The organism is Pacificoceanicola algae (assembly GCF_049341065.1).
In the GTDB taxonomy this organism is placed as follows: Bacteria; Pseudomonadota; Alphaproteobacteria; order Rhodobacterales; family Rhodobacteraceae; genus Pacificoceanicola.
Genome location: NZ_JBMPIX010000013.1, coordinates 67,354 through 88,309, shown reverse-complemented (window position 1 = coordinate 88,309; position 20,956 = coordinate 67,354). Strand labels below are relative to the sequence as shown.

Annotated in this window: 22 protein-coding genes and 1 pseudogene; 14 read left to right on the top strand and 9 right to left on the bottom strand. The window is 62.1% G+C overall.

The genetic code is table 11. The annotated features are described in order from the left end of the window. Positions 1 to 2 precede the first annotated feature (2 nt). Both ACOYQJ_RS17435 and ACOYQJ_RS17430 read right to left on the bottom strand, forming a co-directional pair. Positions 3 to 187, bottom strand: a pseudogene (locus ACOYQJ_RS17435) (IS630-like element ISSpo6 family transposase); the annotation flags it as partial. Positions 188 to 239: 52 nt separating this feature from the next. Next, positions 240 to 632, bottom strand: coding sequence for a hypothetical protein (locus ACOYQJ_RS17430; RefSeq protein WP_422907290.1), 393 nt, complete (start codon positions 630 to 632; stop codon positions 240 to 242). Positions 633 to 1,318: 686 nt separating this feature from the next. Between ACOYQJ_RS17430 and ACOYQJ_RS17425 the strand changes: the two genes are divergently transcribed. Together ACOYQJ_RS17425 and ACOYQJ_RS17420 are read left to right on the top strand one after the other, a co-directional pair. Next, positions 1,319 to 1,789 carry a hypothetical protein gene (locus tag ACOYQJ_RS17425; protein ID WP_422907289.1) on the top strand — a complete coding sequence of 157 codons (471 nt, stop codon included), beginning with the start codon at positions 1,319 to 1,321 and terminating at the stop codon, positions 1,787 to 1,789. A 141-nt stretch (positions 1,790 to 1,930) separates the two neighbouring features. After that, positions 1,931 to 2,440, top strand: a complete 510-nt coding sequence (locus tag ACOYQJ_RS17420; protein ID WP_422907288.1) for an argonaute/piwi family protein — start codon at positions 1,931 to 1,933, stop codon at positions 2,438 to 2,440. A gap of 174 nt (positions 2,441 to 2,614) precedes the next feature. Here the strand turns inward: ACOYQJ_RS17420 and ACOYQJ_RS17415 are convergent, their stop codons facing one another. Both ACOYQJ_RS17415 and ACOYQJ_RS17410 read right to left on the bottom strand, forming a co-directional pair. Further along, on the bottom strand, positions 2,615 to 3,439 hold the full coding sequence (locus ACOYQJ_RS17415) for an IS5 family transposase (RefSeq protein ID WP_422907287.1): 825 nt from the start codon (positions 3,437 to 3,439) through the stop codon (positions 2,615 to 2,617). Positions 3,440 to 3,530: 91 nt separating this feature from the next. Further along, positions 3,531 to 3,599 carry an H-NS family nucleoid-associated regulatory protein gene (locus ACOYQJ_RS17410; protein WP_342727558.1) on the bottom strand — a complete coding sequence of 23 codons (69 nt, stop codon included), beginning with the start codon at positions 3,597 to 3,599 and terminating at the stop codon, positions 3,531 to 3,533. Positions 3,600 to 4,222: 623 nt separating this feature from the next. Here ACOYQJ_RS17410 and ACOYQJ_RS17405 point away from each other — a divergent pair. After that, entirely contained in the window at positions 4,223 to 4,627 is a 405-nt protein-coding gene (locus ACOYQJ_RS17405; RefSeq protein ID WP_422907286.1) for a single-stranded DNA-binding protein, read from the top strand. A gap of 187 nt (positions 4,628 to 4,814) precedes the next feature. Here the strand turns inward: ACOYQJ_RS17405 and acmB are convergent, their stop codons facing one another. The 4 genes from acmB to ACOYQJ_RS17385 all read right to left on the bottom strand — a co-directional run bounded on the left by acmB (position 4,815) and on the right by ACOYQJ_RS17385 (position 9,783). Continuing rightward, entirely contained in the window at positions 4,815 to 6,014 is a 1,200-nt protein-coding gene (acmB, locus tag ACOYQJ_RS17400; protein WP_422907285.1) for a methyl acetate hydrolase AcmB, read from the bottom strand. Between the two features lie 96 nt (positions 6,015 to 6,110). Further along, positions 6,111 to 7,133 (bottom strand): AraC family transcriptional regulator, encoded by a 1,023-nt coding sequence (locus ACOYQJ_RS17395; RefSeq protein ID WP_009807931.1) that lies wholly within the window; start codon positions 7,131 to 7,133, stop codon positions 6,111 to 6,113. Positions 7,134 to 7,683: 550 nt separating this feature from the next. Beyond that, complete coding sequence (locus ACOYQJ_RS17390; RefSeq protein ID WP_422907284.1) at positions 7,684 to 8,883, bottom strand: IS91 family transposase; 1,200 nt, start codon at positions 8,881 to 8,883, stop codon at positions 7,684 to 7,686. Between the two features lie 12 nt (positions 8,884 to 8,895). Further along, positions 8,896 to 9,783: a tyrosine-type recombinase/integrase gene (locus tag ACOYQJ_RS17385; protein WP_422907283.1), complete on the bottom strand. Its 888-nt coding sequence runs from the start codon at positions 9,781 to 9,783 to the stop codon at positions 8,896 to 8,898. A gap of 232 nt (positions 9,784 to 10,015) precedes the next feature. Between ACOYQJ_RS17385 and ACOYQJ_RS17380 the strand changes: the two genes are divergently transcribed. The 10 genes from ACOYQJ_RS17380 (at position 10,016) to ACOYQJ_RS17335 (ending at position 15,886) form a co-directional block, all read left to right on the top strand. Next, complete coding sequence (locus tag ACOYQJ_RS17380; protein WP_422907282.1) at positions 10,016 to 11,215, top strand: DUF932 domain-containing protein; 1,200 nt, start codon at positions 10,016 to 10,018, stop codon at positions 11,213 to 11,215. A gap of 128 nt (positions 11,216 to 11,343) precedes the next feature. Beyond that, on the top strand, positions 11,344 to 11,784 hold the full coding sequence (locus ACOYQJ_RS17375; protein ID WP_422907281.1) for a JAB domain-containing protein: 441 nt from the start codon (positions 11,344 to 11,346) through the stop codon (positions 11,782 to 11,784). A 110-nt stretch (positions 11,785 to 11,894) separates the two neighbouring features. Then, complete coding sequence (locus ACOYQJ_RS17370) at positions 11,895 to 12,413, top strand: DNA repair protein RadC (RefSeq protein ID WP_422907280.1); 519 nt, start codon at positions 11,895 to 11,897, stop codon at positions 12,411 to 12,413. Between the two features lie 97 nt (positions 12,414 to 12,510). Then, positions 12,511 to 13,002 (top strand): DUF6878 family protein, encoded by a 492-nt coding sequence (locus ACOYQJ_RS17365; protein WP_422907279.1) that lies wholly within the window; start codon positions 12,511 to 12,513, stop codon positions 13,000 to 13,002. A gap of 10 nt (positions 13,003 to 13,012) precedes the next feature. After that, positions 13,013 to 13,390: a DUF6915 family protein gene (locus ACOYQJ_RS17360; RefSeq protein WP_422907278.1), complete on the top strand. Its 378-nt coding sequence runs from the start codon at positions 13,013 to 13,015 to the stop codon at positions 13,388 to 13,390. A gap of 1 nt (position 13,391) precedes the next feature. Further along, positions 13,392 to 13,589: a hypothetical protein gene (locus ACOYQJ_RS17355; protein ID WP_149615703.1), complete on the top strand. Its 198-nt coding sequence runs from the start codon at positions 13,392 to 13,394 to the stop codon at positions 13,587 to 13,589. Positions 13,590 to 13,664: 75 nt separating this feature from the next. After that, entirely contained in the window at positions 13,665 to 14,084 is a 420-nt protein-coding gene (locus tag ACOYQJ_RS17350) for a hypothetical protein (protein ID WP_149615704.1), read from the top strand. Continuing rightward, the gene (locus ACOYQJ_RS17345) at positions 14,077 to 14,721 is read left to right on the top strand and encodes a DUF8835 domain-containing pootine (protein ID WP_422907277.1); all 645 of its coding nucleotides are present in this window, start codon (positions 14,077 to 14,079) and stop codon (positions 14,719 to 14,721) included. The genes ACOYQJ_RS17350 and ACOYQJ_RS17345 overlap by 8 nt, the downstream gene beginning before the upstream one ends. A 65-nt stretch (positions 14,722 to 14,786) precedes the next feature. Then, complete coding sequence (locus tag ACOYQJ_RS17340) at positions 14,787 to 15,188, top strand: MbcA/ParS/Xre antitoxin family protein (protein WP_028095451.1); 402 nt, start codon at positions 14,787 to 14,789, stop codon at positions 15,186 to 15,188. Then, the gene (locus tag ACOYQJ_RS17335) at positions 15,185 to 15,886 is read left to right on the top strand and encodes an RES family NAD+ phosphorylase (RefSeq protein ID WP_028095452.1); all 702 of its coding nucleotides are present in this window, start codon (positions 15,185 to 15,187) and stop codon (positions 15,884 to 15,886) included. Before ACOYQJ_RS17340 ends, ACOYQJ_RS17335 begins: the two co-directional genes overlap by 4 nt. A gap of 220 nt (positions 15,887 to 16,106) precedes the next feature. On the opposite strand, the gene ACOYQJ_RS17330 is transcribed toward ACOYQJ_RS17335, so the two are convergent. Next, entirely contained in the window at positions 16,107 to 16,403 is a 297-nt protein-coding gene (locus tag ACOYQJ_RS17330; protein ID WP_422907276.1) for a hypothetical protein, read from the bottom strand. Positions 16,404 to 16,579: 176 nt separating this feature from the next. Here ACOYQJ_RS17330 and ACOYQJ_RS17325 point away from each other — a divergent pair, with 176 nt between their 5' ends. Further along, complete coding sequence (locus tag ACOYQJ_RS17325) at positions 16,580 to 20,956, top strand: strawberry notch-like NTP hydrolase domain-containing protein (protein ID WP_422907275.1); 4,377 nt, start codon at positions 16,580 to 16,582, stop codon at positions 20,954 to 20,956.

Sequence of the window (20,956 nt, the reverse complement as noted above, 5' to 3'; positions counted from 1 at the left end):
CTTTAACTTGATCCATTTCCTGCTTCGCAGAAGTAATTCCAGCATTCAGGCGGTGTGAACAGATCGCAGACTCCGCGAATGCGTCGAAAATCTGGTCGAATGTTCTGGCCCCTGTCCGTCGCAAGTGCGCCTTGAGTTTCGAGAGCGCCATTTCGATTGGGTTCAAGTAGGGTGAGTACGGCGGCAGATTGTCAATCTGCATCAAAACTGGGTTAGAGCCGATCATCAACGCCGACGGCTCAGTTTGTGAAGGCATCGATAAGGTTGATGACGGAGAGGATCTTTCTGGTGTCACGATCAACCCGATAGGCCCGGTTGCCCTCGCGATAATAGCGCCAATCGTCACGTGGTTCTAGATTTAGCCTACGGGGATCGCGAATAACCACGTAATCACCGATGCGAAGGATGTCCCCGATTCTAGAGCCGTAGTGATCATAGGTCTTGCGTGCCTGCCCCGGCGGCACACAGGGCGGGTTCTTTTTTGCAAGTCCTGGCGGGCAATGTCCTGCAAATCCGTTGTGGTGGTCGCCGCGCGCCTTGCCCTTGCCGCGCCCAGGGTCTGCCGATGCAGGCACGGCGGCCATTGACACCGCTGCAATCGCCATTACGGCCAGTGTTCGAGAAAATCTCATAGCTCGCTCCGTTTCAAGTGTTGTCGGATAGATAGCGCTGAGCACGACAGAAGTCAGGCATAACGAACATCACCAGGCCATAATGCAGCAGAAACGGCGAGCTTCCGCCGGCCTCGTTGCCGCCTGCGAACAACGAAAGGCTGGGTCGATAAGCCTGGACGGCCCGGCCTTGAGCTAAGTCAGTTTAGCATTCGGCATGATGCGGGCAGAGCTGGACCGTGGTGCTCGCGGCCTTAATTGCTTATCTCGGTGCGGTGCTGGAGCCGAAGCCCAATAGCGTGTCCGGTGCAATCATCACGCTTCTTGCGTTGTTCCTGCCTGGCTTTGCGCGAGAACAGGACCGCGCTTGATCTGCTGACAAGCATGCAGGCGTGTCCCGAGTTCGCGTCTTGGGCGCGCAACACGGGCGGATTTTTCGAGGATTGGGGTGATATGCATCGGTTTGCCGACCATCTCATGCTGATGGCGGAATTTCGGCGCATGCCTGGAACGTGACGCAGGAGCGAATGGGAACACAGGTGGCAACGGCGGTTGAGGGCCCGTTGGTTTTGAGAAGGACAGGGTCCGTGCCCAGGAAAAGTGAAAGTGTCCTTCGGGTTTTGTGACTGACGGATGAGGGCCTTTGGAGTCCCTCAGATGGGTCCGGGCCGGGTTCCGGTCTGCCGTTACGGATGAAGGGCATTCCCATGCAAACAGGTGTCTTGCGCGTGCTCCGCGCAACCGCTGCCTCGTGGTGGCGACACAAGGAACTACGCCGAACCGGCCAGACGGGGCAGGCACAACGGCTCGAGCGCGAGACCGTCCTGCGTGATCTCGGCTATCTCAGGCAAGCGGCGTCATTGCCAAACGCGCATATGATCTGCGGAGAGGGTGGAACATTCATCCATCTCGGTTGGACCACCGTGTCGACCTTTGCGCCGATCGAGCGCTTTCCCTTGGCCACTCTTGCGGTCGCACGAGGGACCACGTTCATCGATATCCGACCTGTCACTAATGTCATCGCCTTCGCAAACTTGCCGCGGGTGGCGCGGGACGGATCAGTCGACCCTGAACCCTGGGGCCCTGGCAGGCCCGTCTCGCTGACCACCTACATCGACATGGTCGAAAAGCTTGGTGCCAGGATCGCCAACGATCCGCGGCCCCGTCAGTCAACCTGAACACCTTTCCCTCTCACCAACACTCGAAAGGAGGCCAGCCATGGCCCGATCACGCACGCCCAAATTCGATGCCTCCGATGGAAGACCGGCGAGTACGAATACCATCTAAACGCTGACGCCGCGAAAGAACTTCTAGGGACTGTGATAGAAGCGTACCGGAATCTGCACTCCGAGCCGCCCAAGGAACTCTTCATCCATGGGCAGGCGTCATTCAACGACGAGGAGTGGCAGGCCTTCTGTCAGGCGGCTCCGAAGGGGACGAACGTCGTCGGTGTACGGATCAGACCTACGGGTGGTGACGCAAAGCTCTTCCGTGCAGGCGACTACCCCGTGATCAGGGGGACGGCCCTAAATCTGGACGAGAAAAACGCCTACCTTTGGACGAGCGGCTACGTCCCACAGCTGGATACGTATATCGGGCCTGAAACACCCAACCCACTTATGGTGACGATCTTGCGCTCAAAGCATCGTCAACCAGAGATGCGGACGGTTCTTTCTGACATCATGGGACTGACAAAGATCAACTATAACTCGTGTAACTTCAACGACGGGCTGCCGGTAACGGTTCGCTTCGCGAAGATGGTCGGCGACATCCTTGTGATGGGTTCGGCGCGGGAGGGCGGACCGCAGCCATTCAAATTCTATATCTAGCGGGGCTGCCTTCGGGTATGTGCTAGGTTGCGGACAGCCTGTTCAAAGGGTAGCCGTCCTTCTCCTAGTGCTGAGCATGGGGCACGTTTGGACGTAGGGTGCCCTCAACTTATGGCTAGGTCGCTCGCGGTGTTACCGCTTCTAAATGTCCGATTCAAAACGGGATGAATGATTTCAGCCTGTTGCGAGGTGTCGTGTCAGTCGCCGGATATGGGCGATCAGCAGCCAGGCCTCGGCGCTCTCGATGGATTTTTCCCAATCCTTTGCCAAACGACGGCAGCGACCGAGCCATGCGAATGTACGTTCCACGACCCATCTGCGTGGTAGAACCTCGAAGCCCTTGGCGGTGTCGGAACGCTTGACGATCTGCAGCGTCCAGCGTCCGAGGCTCACGAGGGCACCCCGCAGCTTCGGCCCGGCATAGCCGCCATCCGCGAACATGTGGCGCAGTTTCGGGGCTTCGCGGCGGAGCTTGGCGAAGACCCCGGGCGCACCGTCACGATCCTGAATATTGGCCGTATGAACCTCGCATGCGATCAGGTTGCCGCAGGTATCAGTGATGATGTGGCGTTTTCGACCTTTGATCCGCTTGCCCGCATCGTAGCCGGAAAGGGACGTGTTTTCAGAGGTTTTCACGCTCTGACTGTCGATCACACCGGCTGTCGGCTGCACATTGCGTTCTGCCGCGCGGCGCGCGGCCGCGACCAATTCTCGGTTGATCTCGGCCAGCAAGCCATCATCGCGCCAGCGATAGAAGTAATAACGCACGGTGGAGGCCGGCGGAAAATCTTTCGGAAGGAGCGCCCATGCGCACCCGGCGGCGGCAAGATACTGGATCGCATTCCAGACCTGCCGCAACTTCACCTTTCGCGGACGCCCAATCCGGTTGCGACCGGGCAACAATGGCTGCACGATCTCCCATTCCGCATCGGTCAAATCGCTTGGATAGCGCTTCGTATTGCGCCTATGCTGCGCGCGGGTGAATTCGGTCCAGGCCATGGTGATCTCCGTTCAGCTTCCAACCAAACAGAATCACAACCTACTGAATTCACTCAACTCATTTCCGATCAGACACTAAGAGCTCCACGAACTATCGCGGTTTGCGACCCCGGCCAAACCATGTGATCGCCGGATTCTCAGGGTGCCGGTATTTCGCCACGACAGGTGCCGGGTGAATTTCGTCTCTGTGCCGACAAGTTCGGCTAGGGAGTAGTCGAGGTCTCGGGCGGAAGCGTCCACCTTGGCGCGGGCTTCCGCATTCTGATGATTCTCGAATGTGGAGATCGCCTCGGCGACGTCCTTCTGCATATTTTTCAGCTCGCTAAGCGTCAGTACCTCGAGATGGAAAGCAGTCGTTGGTGCGGTCCGTGTCCTGGATTTCCCGGTATCGATATCCCATCGCGGTAGGGCCCTGCATTTCTCGGCAGGCAAGGGCAAGGGTGAGAGCTGGTGATAGCCACTTAGGCCGCTAGCGGTGTGCTGGGCTTGGGGTAAAGCAGTCCCGATGGGCAAGGGGACATGGTCTGGCATGGGCTCCCCGCATCTCTCTGGCTTCTGGGCCATCCCTTCGACTGACAATCCCCTAATCCCGTTCGGCTTCCTGCGCGCAACCCCGCGTCAGCCCGGGCCGTGTTGGCCGCCTATGGCGTCCCGCCCGCACCACCCCGGTCCTTTGGGGGTTTCCGGTGTCCATGCTGTCCACCGTGCACGCGTCACCCGACGGGCTTTTTCCGGGTCTTGTCGAAGGGACGGTCCCGAAGACAGGACACACAGGAGCTTACCATGCAGAACATCGTCATCCTCGCCGGCAACATCGGTCAGACCCCCGAAGCCCGCACCACCCAGGGCGGCACCAAGATCACCAACTTCAGCCTCGCCACCTCCCGCCCCCGCCTCTCGGAAGGTCGCGTGCTGCGCGACGAGAACGGCTACCGGGTCATGGACACCGAATGGCACCGCATCACCTGCTTCAATGGTCTTGGCAAGACGGTCGCGGAGCATTGCGAAAGGGGCATGAAGGTCCTCGTCCACGGCCGCATCCACTACACCAAGTGGATCGACAGCATGGGGAACGACCGCTACGGCTGCGAGATCATCGCCGAGAAGGTCGACTTCCTGAGCCGCCCGAAGTCGGCCGAGGCCGAAAACCCCGAGCTGGTCGACCGCGACGACGAGATCCCGTTCTGAGAACGGGGTCTCCCCCTAGGGCCCGGCGGGTAAACCCGCCGGGTTTGGTCATTTTCGGCCTTAGCGGACGTTCGGTCCAAACCCGTCCAATGGCTTCTTTATCTCATAACCTATCTAAGGCGTGAAAACCGGCAAGTCCGACGGGGCGCGCATGCGCCCCGCCCTTTGGCATAGCAGGAAAATGCCGTTATTGCCCCGAGAGGGCCGCGTAGACCGCGCTCTCGAAATCCATATACCCTGGAAAGGAGACCCCATCTGCGAACGGCAGGATCTGCGTTGTCCAGTAGCCGCCGATCCCATTCTTTCGATCTATCCAATAGTAGCTGTTCGCCAGCCCGGCCCAGCCGATGGCGCCGGCCGGGCGCCCGGTGGACGCGTCTTCGGTGTTGACCATGAAGGTGTAGGACCAGTCCTTGGGTATGCCCGGAAAGAACTCTGCATCATTCGAAAGCGAGGGAATGACGCCGGGCAGCATGGTGACTTTCTGCGGTGGGACAAGTGCGCCCTGCACGGCCCATTCGACGGTTTCGGGTTTCAGGACCCGCCCGTTCGGACCGGCACCGTCGTTCAACCACATGCGGATAAACTTCATGTATTCCGGCACAGTCGCGTAGAGCCCGTGGCCGCCCATGTGGACCTCAGGGTCATCAGGTAGTGCGAAGTCGTCCATCGGGGTCAGCCCGCCATCCTCGCCCCGCGCGTGGATGGTCGCGGTCCGCTCCTTCATGTCGGGCGTCCGGGTAAAGGCGATATCCTGCATGCCGAGCTGGTCGAAGATCCTCTCTTTCATAACCTCGCCCAGGCGTTTGCCGCGGATGCCTTCGACGACCTGTCCGACCCAGTCGATGTTCGTGCCGTATTCCCACTTCGTGCCCGGATCGAATAGCAGCGGGGTTTCGATGCAGGCGCGGCTGCCGGTGACGACAGAGGGCTGGCCCTGCTCTTCGGCGAGGCGCTTATAGGTCTCGTTAAAGAAATCATAGCCAAAACCGGCCGTGTGCAGCATCAGTTGGCGGGTCGTGACATCACTTTTGGGGGCGCGCAGTCTGGGGGTGCCGTCCGCGTCGAACCCGTCGATCACCTTCAACTCACCGATGGCCGGGGCGTAGTTTTTCGCAGGCGCATCGAGGTCCAACAAACCCTCCTCGACACATTGCAGGGCTGTGGTGCCAGCGATTGCCTTGGTGGTCGAGAAGATGGCGAAGACCGTGTCCTCCGTCATTGCGTCGCCGTCCAGCCGCCGCTCTCCGGCCGCGCCGGCGTAGATATCGCCATTGCGGTCCGTTGCCATCGCGACAACCCCGGGCACACGCGACGGACCGGTGCCCAGTCCGTTCAGAACGGCGTCACACCGGATTTTCAGATCGTTTGGGTTGATGTCCTTCATTGGTTCCTCCCTTGAAGATGTGAAGAGAAGAATGCGGAACACTGATCGGCCGCGCTGTTCGCAACCGGTATGTTCTGTCCGATTTCGGAAACGAAGTCAGTGCGGGCGGACGCGTCGTGCGACCCGACCACGCGTCTGCGACGGCGTTTCTCCGAACCTTTCTCGATACCGGCCGGCCAGAGCGCCGAAGTTCGAAAAGCCCCAGTCTGCGGCGATCACGGTGACGGTCACATTGGCTGGCAAAGTTTCAAGATCCCGGCGAAAGCCGTCAAGCCGCCGCGCCACGAGGAATGCCCGAGGCGAAATACCTCGAAACTTCTGAAATCCGCCGGACAGTGTCCTTGCAGAAACGCCGACACGCTTGGCCACATCGCCGATTGAAGGTGCTTCGCGCGCTTCGGCTTCCATGATCTCCTCGGCCGCGCGAACGTAACCGGGGGCTGCACAGCGGGCCCCGGTCTCAAGGCTCAACCCAGCGGCCGATGCCCACTGTCGCAGAAGTTCGACGCAAAGCATCTCTTCGATATGCCGCACCAAGACTGCGTCGGATGAGACTTCGCCCGCGCGCGTTAAGGCACGGGTGGCATAATCGAGAAGCGCGGGCCAGGCTGAGTTGGGGCCGCCGATCTTGACACGGCTCGTCCACAGGCGGTCATCCGGCACGAAACCGAACCACCTCTCGGCCGTATCAACCATCGCCTGATGCGGGATCGTGAGGTTCAGCTGCATATGGTCGGGATCACCCTCAAGCCAATATTCGGCTCGGGAGCAATCTACGACAAAGCTTTCCCCGGCAGCGGTTGCAATAGAGCCACCATCGGTTTGATGATCCAATGCCCCGCGCAGGGTGTTAAGAACAAGGATGTTTCCGGCATCAGGATCGAAACGGTCAAGGTGAATGCCGGTGCCGTAGGCAAACCGGGTCATGGTCACACAGCCCGCCTTCGCCGAAATCATGGTCGCATCCGGCAGGGACAAGCGATCCAAAGGCCGCACCCGATATCGCATATAGACCGACCGGCAGAAGTCCTCCACTTCGTCCCAATCAGCTGAATGGGTTTTCTGCCGGTGCCTGATCGGCGCCCCTAACGAATCCAGAACAAGTGCATGTTCCAGCAAAACCCCGCTCCTCCTCGTGGTTCCATTGTCAATGTAACACGATATTGGCGAGGTAGACATCCGGCATTGGTCGTAAAGAAATGAACGTGTTGGTGGGGACGCGCCGACACGGTCGCGATCTGGCGTAGGTTCTGATCGAGCGCGTTGTCCCCCCGGCGTGTGAGGCTCTACAATGCCGACATTGGTTCAAGCCGCAGCGAATGACCGCTCCCCTGAAGGTTTTTCGATGCGGGCCGGGGTGCAAGGTTGCCCACTCGCACTATCGGCGGCCCGCGTTGACAAACCTCGGAAGGAAGAAGCTGCGGCGATCTGGGATCAGGCTATGGGGAAAGAGCGCCAACGGGTGAGGCTGACGTTGCCATGGGCGCGTGGCCGACTGTGTAGGATGCGCTTGCTACAGTCATTTTCCGCCACCTTGGTCGCAAGCATATCGCCGATTGAGCGCGCATAATGCGATCCACGCCGCCATTTTGGGTGACGGCCTCAAACGGCTTCGTCCGATCATCCAAAAGGGACCGGCTGATGTTGTGTTGGGTGAACAGGCTTCGTGTCATGCGGCCAGCTCCCTTGGTGGCGCGCGCGACATTGGTTTCTGGCCGCGCCGGAAGATCTCTATGATGCGCATATCGCCACCGCAGCACGGACAAGGCTCGCGCAAAGTGAGAGGGGCGATCTCGGGTTCCGGATCTGGTTCAGTGTTTTGTTCGGAGCGTTGAACACCGAGCAACGCTCGGATCTTCGTGATATTTGTTTTGCGCGTCGCACTGGCTAACAGGCCATAATGCCGGATGCGGTGGAAGCCGCCAGGTAGAACGTGGATCAGGAAACGGCGGATGAACTCGGGTGTGGCCAATCGCATGATCTTTTGGCGGTCACCGCGCTTGATACGGTAATCCTTCCAGCGGAACGCAACGGTGTCGGCATCGGCGCTGACCAGGCGGTGGTTTGAGATCGCGACCCGATGCGTGTAGCGGCTCAGATATGCCAACACCGCCTCGGGTCCTCCGAAGGGTGGTTTGGCATAGACCACCCAGTCGGTTTTACGGAACAGGGCGAGCCACTGCGCGAAGTTGTCTGCCTGCGCCAAGCGATCGAGATCGCCAAAGAAGTTGAGCAGGCCTGCACGGTGCAAGTCCATGAGCCCATCCAGGAACAGGCGTCTGAACAGCCGTGCCAGCACCCGCACATGCAGAAAGAACCCCGGCCTGCAGGCGACCCAACTTTTGCCATCGGGTGACAGACCGCCACCGGGGACGATCATGTGGACGTGGGGATGGTGTGTCAGCGCCGATCCCCAGGTGTGCAGGACACTGGTCATGCCGACCTTCGCACCAAGTCGCTTGGGGTCGGCGGCGATGGTCATCACTGTTTCAGCTGATGCGCGGAACAGCAGGCCGTAGACTGCCTTCTGGTTCCAATAGGCGATACGGGCAATCTCGGCCGGCACCGTGAAGACGACGTGGAAGTATTCGACGGGCAGCAGGTCCTCGGCACGCGCCTGCATCCAGTCCCGCGCGGCGGGTCCCTGGCATTTGGGGCAATGGCGGTTCTTGCAGCTGTTGTATGCGATGTGATGGTGGCCGCATTTGGCGCACCCGGCGACATGCCCGCCGAGCGCCTCGGTTCGGCAGGCTTCAATCGCTGACATCACCTTGAGTTGACCGAGACTGACATGACCCGCATTGGCCCGCCGCCACGCGGAACCATAGTTCCGAAAGATATCAGCGATCTCCAGCCTTGGGCGCGCCAACCGCCCCAGCCGCTATTCCAGTCCTCGCCTCACGGTATGATCCTGCAGCTTTTCCAACATCTCGTACGGGCTGACGGTGCCACGAATGGTTTTGGTCGCGACATGCGTATAGCGCGCTGTCGTACTGAGCTTGGAATGCCCCAAAAGCACCTGGATCACGCGCACGTCAGTTCCGGCTTCGAGGAGATGCGTTGCAAAGCTATGGCGCAAGGTGTGCAGCGTGGCAGGTTTGTTGATCCCGGCCATGTGCTTGGCCGACGTGAACGCGCGATTCAGCTGGCGCGGCGACAGAGCCATGATCTTGGGTTTGCCCGGAAACAGCCATCCCTCTGGCCGCGCCTCGCGCCAATAGTCACGCAGCAGATCAAGCAAGGCGGGTGACAACATTGCCTTGCGGTCTTTGTCATTCTTGCCCTCATCCACATGGATCAACATTCGGTCACTGTCGATGTCTGAGACCTTGAGATTACAGACCTCAGACGCGCGCAACCCGGCACCATAGCTGATCCCCAAGGCCGCGCGATACTTCAGCCCCGGCCCGGGAACCGCCGACAGCAGATCCCCAACCTCCTCGACGCTCAAGACAACGGGCAGCTTCTTCGGCTTGCGCCGGAACTGCATGTACCGCTTCATCTCTTCGCGCCCACAGGTCATCCCAAAGAAGAAGCGCAGAGACACGATCCTCGCGTTGAACACGCCGGTCGAGACGCCAGTATCTGACATGTGGAGCTGGTACGCGCGTAGCTCATCTGGCGTCGCTGTATCGGGTGAGCGCCTGATGAACTCGGCAAAGTACCTGACAGCCCTGATATGGCCCTGCTGGGTCTTCGGCGACATTCCACGAATGCGCATGTCTTCAATCATCCGCTCACGCAGCGGGCTCATCTTCTCCTCTTTCATGAGGTCCTCCTGTCATCAGATTGAGAAACCTCAATCGTCAAACAGGTCAGCCAGATTACAAAATGCGCACCGCCAGGATCGGCTCAATACGTTAGCCACAAGCGCCATTGCCGCGATAGCGGCTTCGTCCACCCGCCCTTCGCGTTGTTGAGAGTGAGAGGGGTGCCGGTATCCCGGTGACGGGTTGATGGCTGGGAGAGTGGCTCCCGGTGCCTGTCACGGAGGAATGCCGATGGGTGTTGTGGAAGTACTGGATCCGGTTCAGCCGGCGCGGGCTGGTGGCTGGAAAGTGGACGTGAGCCGGGGGGAGCGAAACGGGCGGGTGTCGTCCGAATGGTTCAACCGGCCCGATGACGAGCGGTATCTCTCGCTCGACGATCTCTGGGCCAATGTGAAGGGGCGCTCTGAGCGCAGCCGCAGCCGGGTGGTGCAGACCGCCGATATCAGGGTCGAGGCCGCGCGCGACAACGCTGAGCGGTTGCACCTGATGCTGCCGAAAGCGCATGAACCGGTCGCGCCGACGCATTGGGCCTTCGGCCAGCTCGCCAGCATTGTCGGCGCTCCGGCCTCTTACCTTCGGCAGCTGCCCGCGCCTTTGGCGGGGATCAACCTGCAATACGGTTTGACCAACCACCGCGCCGAGCAGGTGAAGACCTTCGAGACCGAGGATGGCCGGACCGAACTGCGCGCCGTGACCGGTCCCGACTACGGTCGCATCCATGACTTCGAGCTTGTCGAGGCGGTGCAGCGCATCGCGGGCAATGGCACGGGCGATACGCGCTGGAAGGTGCCGGGTGTGCTGGATTGGTCGACCGGGGTCTACAACCCCGATGTCGAGATCAGCCGCGACACGACCACGCTCTACGCCTCGGACCGCGACGTCTTCCTGTTCCTGGTCGACGACCGCAATCCGATCGAAGCAGGCAAGTTGCCCGACGGCTCCCCCGATCTCTATTTCCGGGGCTTCTATTGCTGGAATTCCGAGGTCGGCGCGAAGACCCTCGGCATGGCGAGCTTCTACCTGCGGGCGGTGTGCCAGAACCGCAACCTCTGGGGCGTCGAGGATTTCCAGGAGATCAAGATCCGCCACTCGAAATACGCCGCCTCCCGCTTCGCCCATGAAGCGGCCCCGGCGCTGACGCGGTTCGCCAATTCCTCGCCACAGGGCTTCGTGAACGGCATCAAGGCGGCGCGGCAGCAGGTCGTGGCGCGCAGCGACGAAGACCGCGCGGATTTCCTGCGCAAGCGCGGTTTCTCGAAGGCCGAATCCGGCAAGATCATCGAGAAGGTGCTGATGGAGGAAGGCCGCCCGCCTGAGAGCATCTTCGATTTCGTGCAGGGCATCACGCGGCTTGCGCGCGACAAGACCCAGCAGGACGCGCGCCTCGACATGGAAGGGCGCGCCAAGAAGCTCCTCGACCGAGTCGGCTGAGGCGAACCTCGATACAGCGACCGCCCGCAAGCGTGGCGGTCGTTTCACCTCACTTACCACATGCATGCCGCTGGCCTTGCCCGATAGGGCAGGGGCCTTCGGTATTCGTGCAATACAGCGAGACCCTCATGACTCCCCAAGAAGAAACCGTCATCCTAGACGCCCGCGACATCCTCGGCCGCTATCTCAGCCAGAACCCTGTCATCGGCAGTTGGCAGGCGCTGCTGGACTATTGTGCGTTCAGCGTCCGAGGACCCATCGAGCGCTTCCACGTCCTCTACCTGTACCGCAAGAACCGCATCATCGCCGATGAACTGCTCTCGACAGGCACGGTCGACCATGTCCCGGTCTATCCACGCGAGGTGATCAAGCGGGCGCTGATGCTGAACGCCAGCGGGCTGATCCTGATCCACAACCACCCGTCGGGCGATCCGACACCGTCGGAGGCCGATCTAAGCATGACCGGGGAGATCCAGAAGGGGTGTAAGTTCTTCGGCCTGACGCTGCATGACCACATCATCGTCGGCGCCGGGACGGAACTGAGCCTGCGGGCCCTGGGCAAGCTGTGACGCGCCTTGCGAGCCTGCCGCCGTCACCCTTCCGAGGAAGAGGGCGGGGGTTTGGTCTTTGACGGTTTGAAGCGGGGAGAGAGGCTCTCCGCACCGTCGGAGATATGCCCATGTTCGACCTTCCTCTCCAAACTCAGCCGGAAACGCAGAAAACAGGTTTGCCGCCGAGCCTCCTGACCGTTTTTGCAGATCAAGACTTGCCGTTCGCACTCACGACGGCTTGCCATGCGCCCGCTGCTCTCATGTCCGGGCAGGCACACCCCAAGGTACTGGAGCGGTTTGCCACGCTGGCCGAGGCCATGCAGGGGGCAATCGTTCACGCCGAAGATATCACACCTGAAGACGCTCCGCGCATCCTGGCAATCCTCGATCGGGAGGGCCGTCTCGTTCTGGCCGGAGCTACCTTTGATGGCGGGGTCGCATGGTGCCACCCGGTCTCGGATGCCGCCGAAGCCCGCGCCGTCGTGTCCGAGGCCAGCCAGACCCGCGCGCAGGCCATGCGGGCGGCCGAGTGGCATGAACATGGCCTCGCGCGACGGCTGCGGCACCACGCCGACCTTCTCGATGCCCGTCTTGTCGATCCGCTCTGGCGTGTCTTCGCGTCTCGCGCCCTGCAGATCGCGGCGTGACGCCCGAGAGTCAGAGAAGGGCAGGGGAGGATGTGAACCTACGAGGACGAGAGAGAGCCTCGGGGTTCAGATCCTTTCCCTCATTTCGGAGTTTCCAATGTCCAAGATCGAACCCACCCTAGCCGCGCCGATGGCGCCGTCCAGGATTGATTTCACCGCCATGCTGGCCCGGCAGGCCGAGCGTGACGCGCGGATCGCAGCTTTGCGTCCGGCCAACAAGGAGCGCCTCTTCGATGGCCTGACTGCCGCGGGCATCACCCATGTGACCGTGAGTTTCGACGGCTATGGCGATAGCGGCCAGGTTGAAAGCATCGAAGCCTACGCGGGCGATACCGAGGTTGCTTTCCCCAAGACCGAAATCGCCTATGCCGCATTGACCTGGGACGACCCGGAGGTCGAGATGCGGGCGCTTTCGCTCGAAGATGTCGTGGAGCAGCTGGCCTACGACTTCCTCTCCGACACCCATGGCGGTTGGGAAAACAACGACGGGGCTTACGGCGAATTCTGCTTCGACGCGAGCGCTCGCACCATCCACCTCGAGTTCAACGAGCGCTTCACTTCGTCCGAACTTTACACACACGATTTCTAAGGGGGCGGCGATGGCACATCCCTACCACCACGCTCTATCCTCGGTGAAGAAATGGGGCGGCACGGTCGAGGATTTCATCTCGGTGCATGCCTGGTTCGACCAGAGCAAGGAGATCACAGCGGACTTCCGGCACCGGGCGCTGCGCCACCATGCCGAGGGCATCTTCATGGCCGAGACAATCTTTGGTCCGACGCTTACGCTCTCGACCGGACGCATCATCCCGACCCGGTGGGTCGGCGAGCAGCATGTTAAGGAGGACCTCGGCTTCATCCCGAGCTTCGCCGATTGGGTGAAGGCCATTCGGCCCGAGCCTTGGATGGGTCGGACCGAACGGATCGAGGCACAGGTCGATCCGCATCTCGCTTCGCCCGTGGTCGAGGTCATGTGACATGACCGATCCCACCTATCTAAGTCTTGGTTTGCCGCCGACCGCTTCGCGACTGGCAGTGGTTCGCGCGGCGGTCCGGGCGCTACACCCCGACACGCGCGCTGTTTGCAGTCTCCGGCTCGCGCGCAAGCGCTTCTACTGGCAGATGCTCTGCGCTCATGCCGCACGACAGGCGGCGGGCGACACGCCGACCGGCTGATCGTTCCCAACTACCCCTTCATCCCAACCGAGTGCCCGGCCTCTCGGCCGGGCCTTACCCATTCAGGAGGTCCCCATGGCGGATTACTTCACCCATTTCTCGTGCCTGCTCGACGTAGGCAGCCCCGACAAGGCGGCTCGCGCGCTCGCCCTGTTCCAGGAAATCCGAGCTGCGGATCAGGACGCCGACGATCCGGAAATCGCGGGCTTCGATCTCGTGCTCCAGGATGCCCCCGAGGGCTGCACCCTCTGGATCCATGACGATGACCACGGCGATGTCGAGGCGGTCATCCGCTTCGTGCTGCGCCTTGCCGAAGATCTCGACCTTACCGGCCTCTGGGGCTTCCAGTACGCCCTGACCTGCTCCCGGCCCCGCCTCGACGCCTTTGGTGGCGGCGCGCATGTTATCGATCTCGGCGCACGCAAATCCGTCGGTTGGACCAGCAGCCAGGAATGGCTGGCCGCCGCGCTGAACGGGGAGGACGTCGATGCCTGAGGTCATCTGCACCACCGTCTACCAGTTCCCCGAACTCTCGGATGCGGCCAAGGAAAAGGCGCGGAGCTGGTATCGCGAGTTTGGCCCCCACGACGATTGGTGGGACGCGGTCTATGACGATTTCGAGCGGGTCTGCGAGATCCTCGGCATCCGTCTGAACACCACCTCCGTCCGCTTGATGGGCGGCGGGACGCGGGCCAAGCCCTGCATCTGGTTCTCCGGCTTCTGGAGCCAGGGCGACGGGGCCTGCTTCGAGGGCTATTGGTCCCACGCCAAGGGTGCGGCCGCGCGCATCCGGGACTACGCCCCGACCGACGCGACGCTGCATGGCATCGCCGACCGTCTGCAGGCCATCCAGCGCCAGAACTTCTACCAGCTCGCCGCGGAGGCCAGCCACCGTGGCCACTATTACCACGAATATACCATGTCGATCGACGTCACGCGGGACAGCCCGACCTGGCAGCCGCCGACCGAGGACGCGGAAGATGTCGTGACCGAAGCGCTGCGAGATTTGGCCCGCTGGCTTTACCGCGAGCTTGAGGCCGAATACGACCACCTCACCTCGGACGAGGCCATCGAGGAGGGGATCATCGCGAACGCGTATACGTTTACGGAAGCAGGGCGGCGGTTCGGGTAACAGAGATCAAAGCGTAAGGTTCATTTGATCTTTACAGTAAGTCCATATGGACTATATTGAAGCCAATGGAGGACGCCATGTACGTTGCAGAGAAGATCCGGGAACCCGCACAGATCAACGCCGTCGCGCTGAAGGCCTATGCGCGCGTGGCTGATGCTTGGGGTCTCAGCCTCAAGGAGGCGGCTGGCCTTGCCGACATGTCAGAGAGCACGTGGAAGCGCGCCAAGAAGCCTGACTTTGCGGGGGAACTGACCAAGGACCAACTGCTGCGGCTCAGCGCTGTAATTGGCATCTTCAAGTCGCTCGAACTCTACTTCTCGGAGCCTCTGGCAAAAAGCTGGTTCACCCGACCGAACAAGGGGCCGCTCTTTGGTGGAAGTCGGCCAGTTGACACCGCCATCGACGGGGGTTTGCCGCAGATCCTCGCGGTTCGGACCTATCTTGATGCGTTGCGTGGTGGGGCATGAAGCAGACCGAGATTTCCGATCGCGGTCTCGTTCGTCTCCTGCCCGCCACCTACCACAAGCCACCATCGCTGCGCGGTCTCGTCGATACCGATGACGAGATGGAGATCTTGGCAGAGATCGAGGGCCTGACCAGTGGACGTCTACAGGCCGAACGCGGGCGCAACCCGCATCTGGACCCGCGCGAACTCGCTTGGCAACGCCGCAGCCGCGATCTGCGCATCTATGGGGACAGTCACGTCAACGCAGCCTTCACTTACACCCGCGCCGGCGGAAACCGCTTCAACGCCGAGGAGCGCGGCGCGTGGTACTGCGCATGGGATGTGATGGTTTCTGTCAGCGAAGTGGCTTGGCACCGCACACGCGAACTCGGCTTTACCGGCAGCTTCCACGATAGCGCCCGCTATGTGGAATTGCTGGCCGACTTCATCGGCGTCTTCGACGACATGACCGATGAGGCAGGTCATCCGGCGCTGCATCCGGATCCGGCTGTCGGGTATCCCGAGGGCCAAAGCCTGGCACAGCATCTGCGTCGGGGCGGATCCAAGGGCCTGATTTACCCTTCGGTCCGGGCTCCTGCACCGGGCGGGAATTGCTTGGTCTGCTTCGAGCCCCACGCAATTCAGAACGTCCGGCCCGGCGCGTCTTGGGATCTTGTGTGGGATGGGACACCGCACTACTCGATTGCGGCTGTCGGCTGACAAGTTACAGCGCATGCGCCTTTGGGGTTCCGAAGAAATGAAACAGGCAAACGACAACAGCGCGGACGTCACGAACTTGCAGCCATGTGACCATCAGCCGTTCTTTGAGGCGTTGGACTGTCCGCCCCCACGGACCGACACACTACGAGCAGCGTTTCGTAGGCGGAGGGAAACTCTGGTGGATTCTTGCGCCGACAAGCCATCCACCAGCTGACAACCGTCACTTGTTCCCGTCGATCCACTTCGACATGAGTCCCTTGTCGCGGAAGCATTCGTCCGGAACGGCGCGCCGTTTGATCCGGGCGAGCTTCTCAGCGAAGGCCACCTGCCTGGAGGTGGGCAGCCGGTCCATGTCCGATACCGGCTTCAGCCGGGCCTGAGCCTCGATCCAAGCGCTCAAAGATCGCCGGTCTTGCTGAACCTCCCAGGGCAGGAGCGTCCGGTTACGCAGGGCGAGCGACCGCGCATAGGCGATCTGCTTGGGCGTTGCGGGCAGGGCGTGCTTGTTGCTTTCCATGGTGGAACCCCCTTTCTGGCTTGGTTCTAAAATAGAACATAACAAGAACATAATCAAGCCAAGCGTCGGGAACGCCTTGGTGCGAGAGGGAGAGAGGGGCCGGGAAAGATCAGGTCCGAGGCTGCCCGAGAGAGGGTGTCCGGGCCTGATCCTGTCCTTCATTCCGGAGTTTCCCGATGACCCATCTTGCCCCTGTTGCGCAGGCGTCCTTGCCTGCGCCCGTTGTTCCGTTGGCAGCAAATCCTGCCCCTGCGATCGTTGCTGTTGCTCAAGCGCTGCAGCCCGATCTGGCGCAAGGGCTTCAGATCGACGCGCTGCGCCTGCGCCGCGAGATGGAACATGCTTTTGGCGGTTCCGATGCGACCGGTGCTTGGGACTGGAAGCTCGCCTATGAGGCGGGTGAGGTGGCGCTGATCCTCTTTCTGCGAAAGTTCGGTCGGGCGCTGCTTGCCCGTGCCGGCTCGCCTGCGGCGCTCTTGCCGATCCTCGCCAAGGTGGCAGGCCTCTTGCCCACGCACACCCGGCGGTCGGAAGAGATGGAGCGCTTTCAGCAATTCTCGACGCCGCTGCCCATGGGGCTCGCGGCTGTGGCGGCAGCACAGATCACGCCCCGTGATCTTGTCCTAGAGCCGTCTGCCGGGACCGGGCTTCTGGCGATCCTCGCCGAGATCGCCGGCGGCAATCTTTCGCTGAACGAGCTGGCCGAAACCCGCGTCGATCTCCTTCGGCTGCTTTTCCCGGGCCGACCGGTCACCCGGTTCGATGCCGCGCAGATCGATGATCATCTCGACGCCTCCTCAAGCCCGAGCGTCATCCTAATGAACCCGCCCTTCTCGGCCCAAGCCAATGTCGATGGTCGGTCGACCGAGGCGACGGCCCGGCATCTGCGCTCGTCGCTCGCGCGCCTGGCCCCCGGCGGGCGGCTCGTCGCCATCACAGGGGCCGGTTTCGCGCCGGATGCGCCTGCCTGGGCCGAGACCTTCGGCCGTCTGACCGAGACGGCCCATCTCGTTTTCACCGGCGTCGTGTCTGGCGCAGCTTTCGCCAAGCACGGCACCAGCTTCGAGACGCGGATTACTGTTTTTGACAAATGCCGCGGCGGCGAGCCGGGCGGCATCACCGCTGACCTGCGCCAACCCATGTCACCTGACGTCGCACATCTTCTGTCCCGGATCACCGCAGAGGTCCCGCTGCGCTTAGAGCTGGATCAGGCAGCTGCAATGGGGCAGGGCCATTCTTCTCTCTTCCCGGGAAACCCCGCCCTCACCACACGCAAACCCGTCAACCGATTGCGCGCGACCTCGGCAGCTCAACCGGCGAAACCCGAAACGCCGATTGAGGCTGAGGAACTGGACTACGCTCTCCGCGACGCCGCCGGGGACGCAGATGCCGCACGACTGTCCGACGCGATCTACGAGACCTTCCGACTGCAGGCGATCGAGATCCCCGGCGCGGCCCAACACCCGACCAAGCTTGTGCAATCGGCGGCCATGGCCTCTGTCGCACCGCCGAAACCCAGCTATCGCCCCAAGCTGCCTGCCGCCGTCCTGCGCGAAGGGCTCCTGTCGGACGCGCAGCTCGAGACCGTCATCTACGCGGGGGAGGCGCATGGCGCGCATCTCGCGGGGTCTTGGACCGTCGATGAGACCGGAGACGTGGTATCCGCAGCACCGGAGGATGCCGCTGACGCCGTCCGCTTCCGCCGGGGTTTCTTCCTCGGCGATGGCACCGGGGCGGGCAAGGGCCGCCAGTCGGCCGGGATCCTGCTCGACAACTGGGCCCGAGGAAGACGCAAGGCGCTGTGGATCTCAAAGAGCGACAAGCTGCTGGAAGATGCGCAGCGCGACTGGTCGGCGCTCGGGCAGGAGCGCCTGCTGGTCACGCCGCTCTCGCGCTTTGCCCAAGGCCGCGACATCCCGCTTACCGAGGGCATTCTCTTCACCACCTATGCGACGCTGCGTTCGGAAGAACGAGGCGGGAAGAAATCCCGTGTCGACCAGATCGTCGACTGGCTCGGGGCAGATTTCGACGGGGTGATCCTCTTCGACGAAAGCCATGCCATGGCCAATGCCGCCGGCGGCAAAGGCGAGCGCGGCGATACCATGGCCTCGCAGCAGGGCAGGGCGGGTCTGCGCCTTCAACACAAACTTCCGAATGCCCGCGTGGTCTATGTCTCGGCCACAGGCGCGACGACGGTCCACAACCTCGCCTACGCGCAGCGTCTCGGGCTCTGGGGCGGGGAGGATTTCCCCTTTCAGACCCGGTCGGAATTTGTGGAAGCCATTGAGGCTGGCGGTGTCGCGGCGATGGAGGTTCTTGCCCGCGACCTCCGGGCGCTCGGTCTCTACACGGCGCGGTCGCTGTCCTATGACGGTGTCGAATACGAGATGCTCGAACATGCGCTCAGCCCCGAGCAGCGCGGCATTTACGATGCCTATGCCGGGGCCTTCGCCATCATTCACAACAACCTGACCGCGGCGTTGGATGCGGCGAACATTTCTGGCGAGAGCGGCACGTTGAACCGTCAGGCGAAATCCGCCGCGCGGTCCGCCTTCGAGTCCGCCAAGCAGCGATTCTTCGGCCATTTGCTCACCTCGATGAAGACCCCCACGCTAATAGCATCCATCGATACAGATCTGGCTGCGGGTCACGCGGCAGTCATCCAGATCGTCTCGACGGGTGAGGCGCTGATGGAACGCCGCCTGTCGGAGATCCCAACCGACGAATGGAATGATATCCGTTGTGACATCACACCCAGGGAATATGTTCTGGACTACCTCGCCCATTCCTTCCCGGTGCAGCTCTACGAGCCTTTCACCGACAGCGAGGGCAACCTCTCGTCGCGCCCCGTCATGCGCGACGGCCAACCGGTGGAGTGCCGCGAAGCCGTCCGGCGTCGTGGCGCGCTGATCGAGAAACTGGCTTCGCTTCCGCCCGTGCCGGGTGCACTCGACCAGATCGTCCAGCGCTTCGGCACCGATCTCGTGGCCGAAGTCACAGGGCGCTCGCGGCGCATCGTGCGGAAGGGCGGAGGGCATTCGGCACGGCTCGTGGTGGAGAACCGGGCTGGAGCCGCGAACCTCGCGGAAACCCAAGCCTTCATGGATGACGAAAAGCGTATCCTGATCTTCTCGGATGCCGGCGGCACCGGGCGCAGCTATCACGCCGATCTCGGGGCGAAGAACCAGCGCCTGCGGGTCCACTACCTCTTGGAACCCGGCTGGAAGGCAGACGCGGCGATTCAGGGCCTCGGACGCACCAACCGGACCAACCAGGCGCAGCCGCCGCTGTTCCGGCCGGTGGCCACCGATGTCAAAGCGGAGAAGCGGTTCCTGTCGACCATTGCGCGACGTCTCGACACGCTTGGCGCTATAACGCGCGGCCAGCGCCAGACCGGCGGGCAGGGGTTGTTCCGGCCCGAAGACAACCTCGAGTCGCCCTACGCCCGCGACGCCCTGCGCCAGCTTTACCGCCGCATCTATCGCGGCGATCTGGCCGGATGTTCGCTCGGGGCTTTCGAGGATGCGACCGGGCTCAGCCTGACCGATGATAACGGGCTGAAGGATGACCTGCCGCCGATCACGACCTTCCTCAATCGCCTGCTGGCGCTGACGATCGACATGCAGGCCGTGTTGTTCGCGGGTTTCGAGGAGCTGCTCGATCAGCGAATTGAGGGCGCCATCGCCGCCGGGGTCTATGATCTCGGGCTCGAGACACTCCGTGCTGAGAGCTTCCGGGTGACCGACGCACAGGTCATCTACACCCATCCCGGCTCCGGCGCGGAAACCCAGCTGCTGACCATCGCGGAAAAGCGCCGCAACACGCCGACCTCGCTGGCCGATGCGCTCGACTGGCTGGATGACTCGCAGGCGCGGCTTCTGGTCAACAGCCGCTCGGGCCGGGCTGCCGTGCAGGTTCCCGCCACCAGTCACATGCTGGACGATGGGACCATCGAGCCGCGCCTACGCCTGATCCGCCCGCTTGATGCCAGCACGGTCCCGGCGAGGATCATGGAGGATACCCACTGGCTCGAGGCGGACCGCGCGGCCTTCACTGCGGCGTGGACTGCGGAACTGGCCGAGGTGCCGGAGTTTTCGGACTCCACGCTGCACATCGTGTCAGGTCTGCTGCTGCCGATCTGGAAGCAGCTTCCCCAGGATGAAACCCGCGTCTACCGCCTGCAGACCGATGACGGGCAGCGCATCATCGGCCGCCGCGTCTCGCCTGCCTGGGTCGCGACCACGCTGGCCGCCGATGCGCCCAAGCTCTCGGCCGCGCAGGTCCATGCCCTCGTTCTGGAGGGCAAGACCGTGGTGTGCCTGTCCGAAGGGATGGAATTGCACCGCTCGCGCGTCATGGGCGCGAACCGGATCGAACTGTCGGGCTTCTCGGAGGCAGCCAAGGATCGGCTCAAGGCCGATGGCTTCTTCTCGGAGATTATTAGTTGGAAGCTTCGGCTGTTTTGCCCGACCGACGCCGATGGCGTCGCGATACTGGATCGTCTGCTTGCACGTTGTTCTGTCGCAAGGCTACATGATCGCGGAGGTTGTTGA

Coding starts and splice junctions, on each gene's coding strand:
- acmB (WP_422907285.1), bottom strand. CDS start 6,014: ATGAAGGACATCAACCCAAACGATCTGAAAATCCGGTGTGACGCCGTT.
- ACOYQJ_RS17380 (WP_422907282.1), top strand. CDS start 10,016: ATGGGTGTTGTGGAAGTACTGGATCCGGTTCAGCCGGCGCGGGCTGGT.
- ACOYQJ_RS17405 (WP_422907286.1), top strand. CDS start 4,223: ATGCAGAACATCGTCATCCTCGCCGGCAACATCGGTCAGACCCCCGAA.
- ACOYQJ_RS17330 (WP_422907276.1), bottom strand. CDS start 16,403: ATGGAAAGCAACAAGCACGCCCTGCCCGCAACGCCCAAGCAGATCGCC.
- ACOYQJ_RS17425 (WP_422907289.1), top strand. CDS start 1,319: ATGCAAACAGGTGTCTTGCGCGTGCTCCGCGCAACCGCTGCCTCGTGG.
- ACOYQJ_RS17345 (WP_422907277.1), top strand. CDS start 14,077: ATGCCTGAGGTCATCTGCACCACCGTCTACCAGTTCCCCGAACTCTCG.
- ACOYQJ_RS17350 (WP_149615704.1), top strand. CDS start 13,665: ATGGCGGATTACTTCACCCATTTCTCGTGCCTGCTCGACGTAGGCAGC.
- ACOYQJ_RS17355 (WP_149615703.1), top strand. CDS start 13,392: ATGACCGATCCCACCTATCTAAGTCTTGGTTTGCCGCCGACCGCTTCG.
- ACOYQJ_RS17340 (WP_028095451.1), top strand. CDS start 14,787: ATGGAGGACGCCATGTACGTTGCAGAGAAGATCCGGGAACCCGCACAG.
- ACOYQJ_RS17385 (WP_422907283.1), bottom strand. CDS start 9,783: ATGAAAGAGGAGAAGATGAGCCCGCTGCGTGAGCGGATGATTGAAGAC.
- ACOYQJ_RS17375 (WP_422907281.1), top strand. CDS start 11,344: ATGACTCCCCAAGAAGAAACCGTCATCCTAGACGCCCGCGACATCCTC.
- ACOYQJ_RS17430 (WP_422907290.1), bottom strand. CDS start 632: ATGAGATTTTCTCGAACACTGGCCGTAATGGCGATTGCAGCGGTGTCA.
- ACOYQJ_RS17360 (WP_422907278.1), top strand. CDS start 13,013: ATGGCACATCCCTACCACCACGCTCTATCCTCGGTGAAGAAATGGGGC.
- ACOYQJ_RS17365 (WP_422907279.1), top strand. CDS start 12,511: ATGTCCAAGATCGAACCCACCCTAGCCGCGCCGATGGCGCCGTCCAGG.
- ACOYQJ_RS17325 (WP_422907275.1), top strand. CDS start 16,580: ATGACCCATCTTGCCCCTGTTGCGCAGGCGTCCTTGCCTGCGCCCGTT.
- ACOYQJ_RS17335 (WP_028095452.1), top strand. CDS start 15,185: ATGAAGCAGACCGAGATTTCCGATCGCGGTCTCGTTCGTCTCCTGCCC.
- ACOYQJ_RS17415 (WP_422907287.1), bottom strand. CDS start 3,439: ATGGCCTGGACCGAATTCACCCGCGCGCAGCATAGGCGCAATACGAAG.
- ACOYQJ_RS17370 (WP_422907280.1), top strand. CDS start 11,895: ATGTTCGACCTTCCTCTCCAAACTCAGCCGGAAACGCAGAAAACAGGT.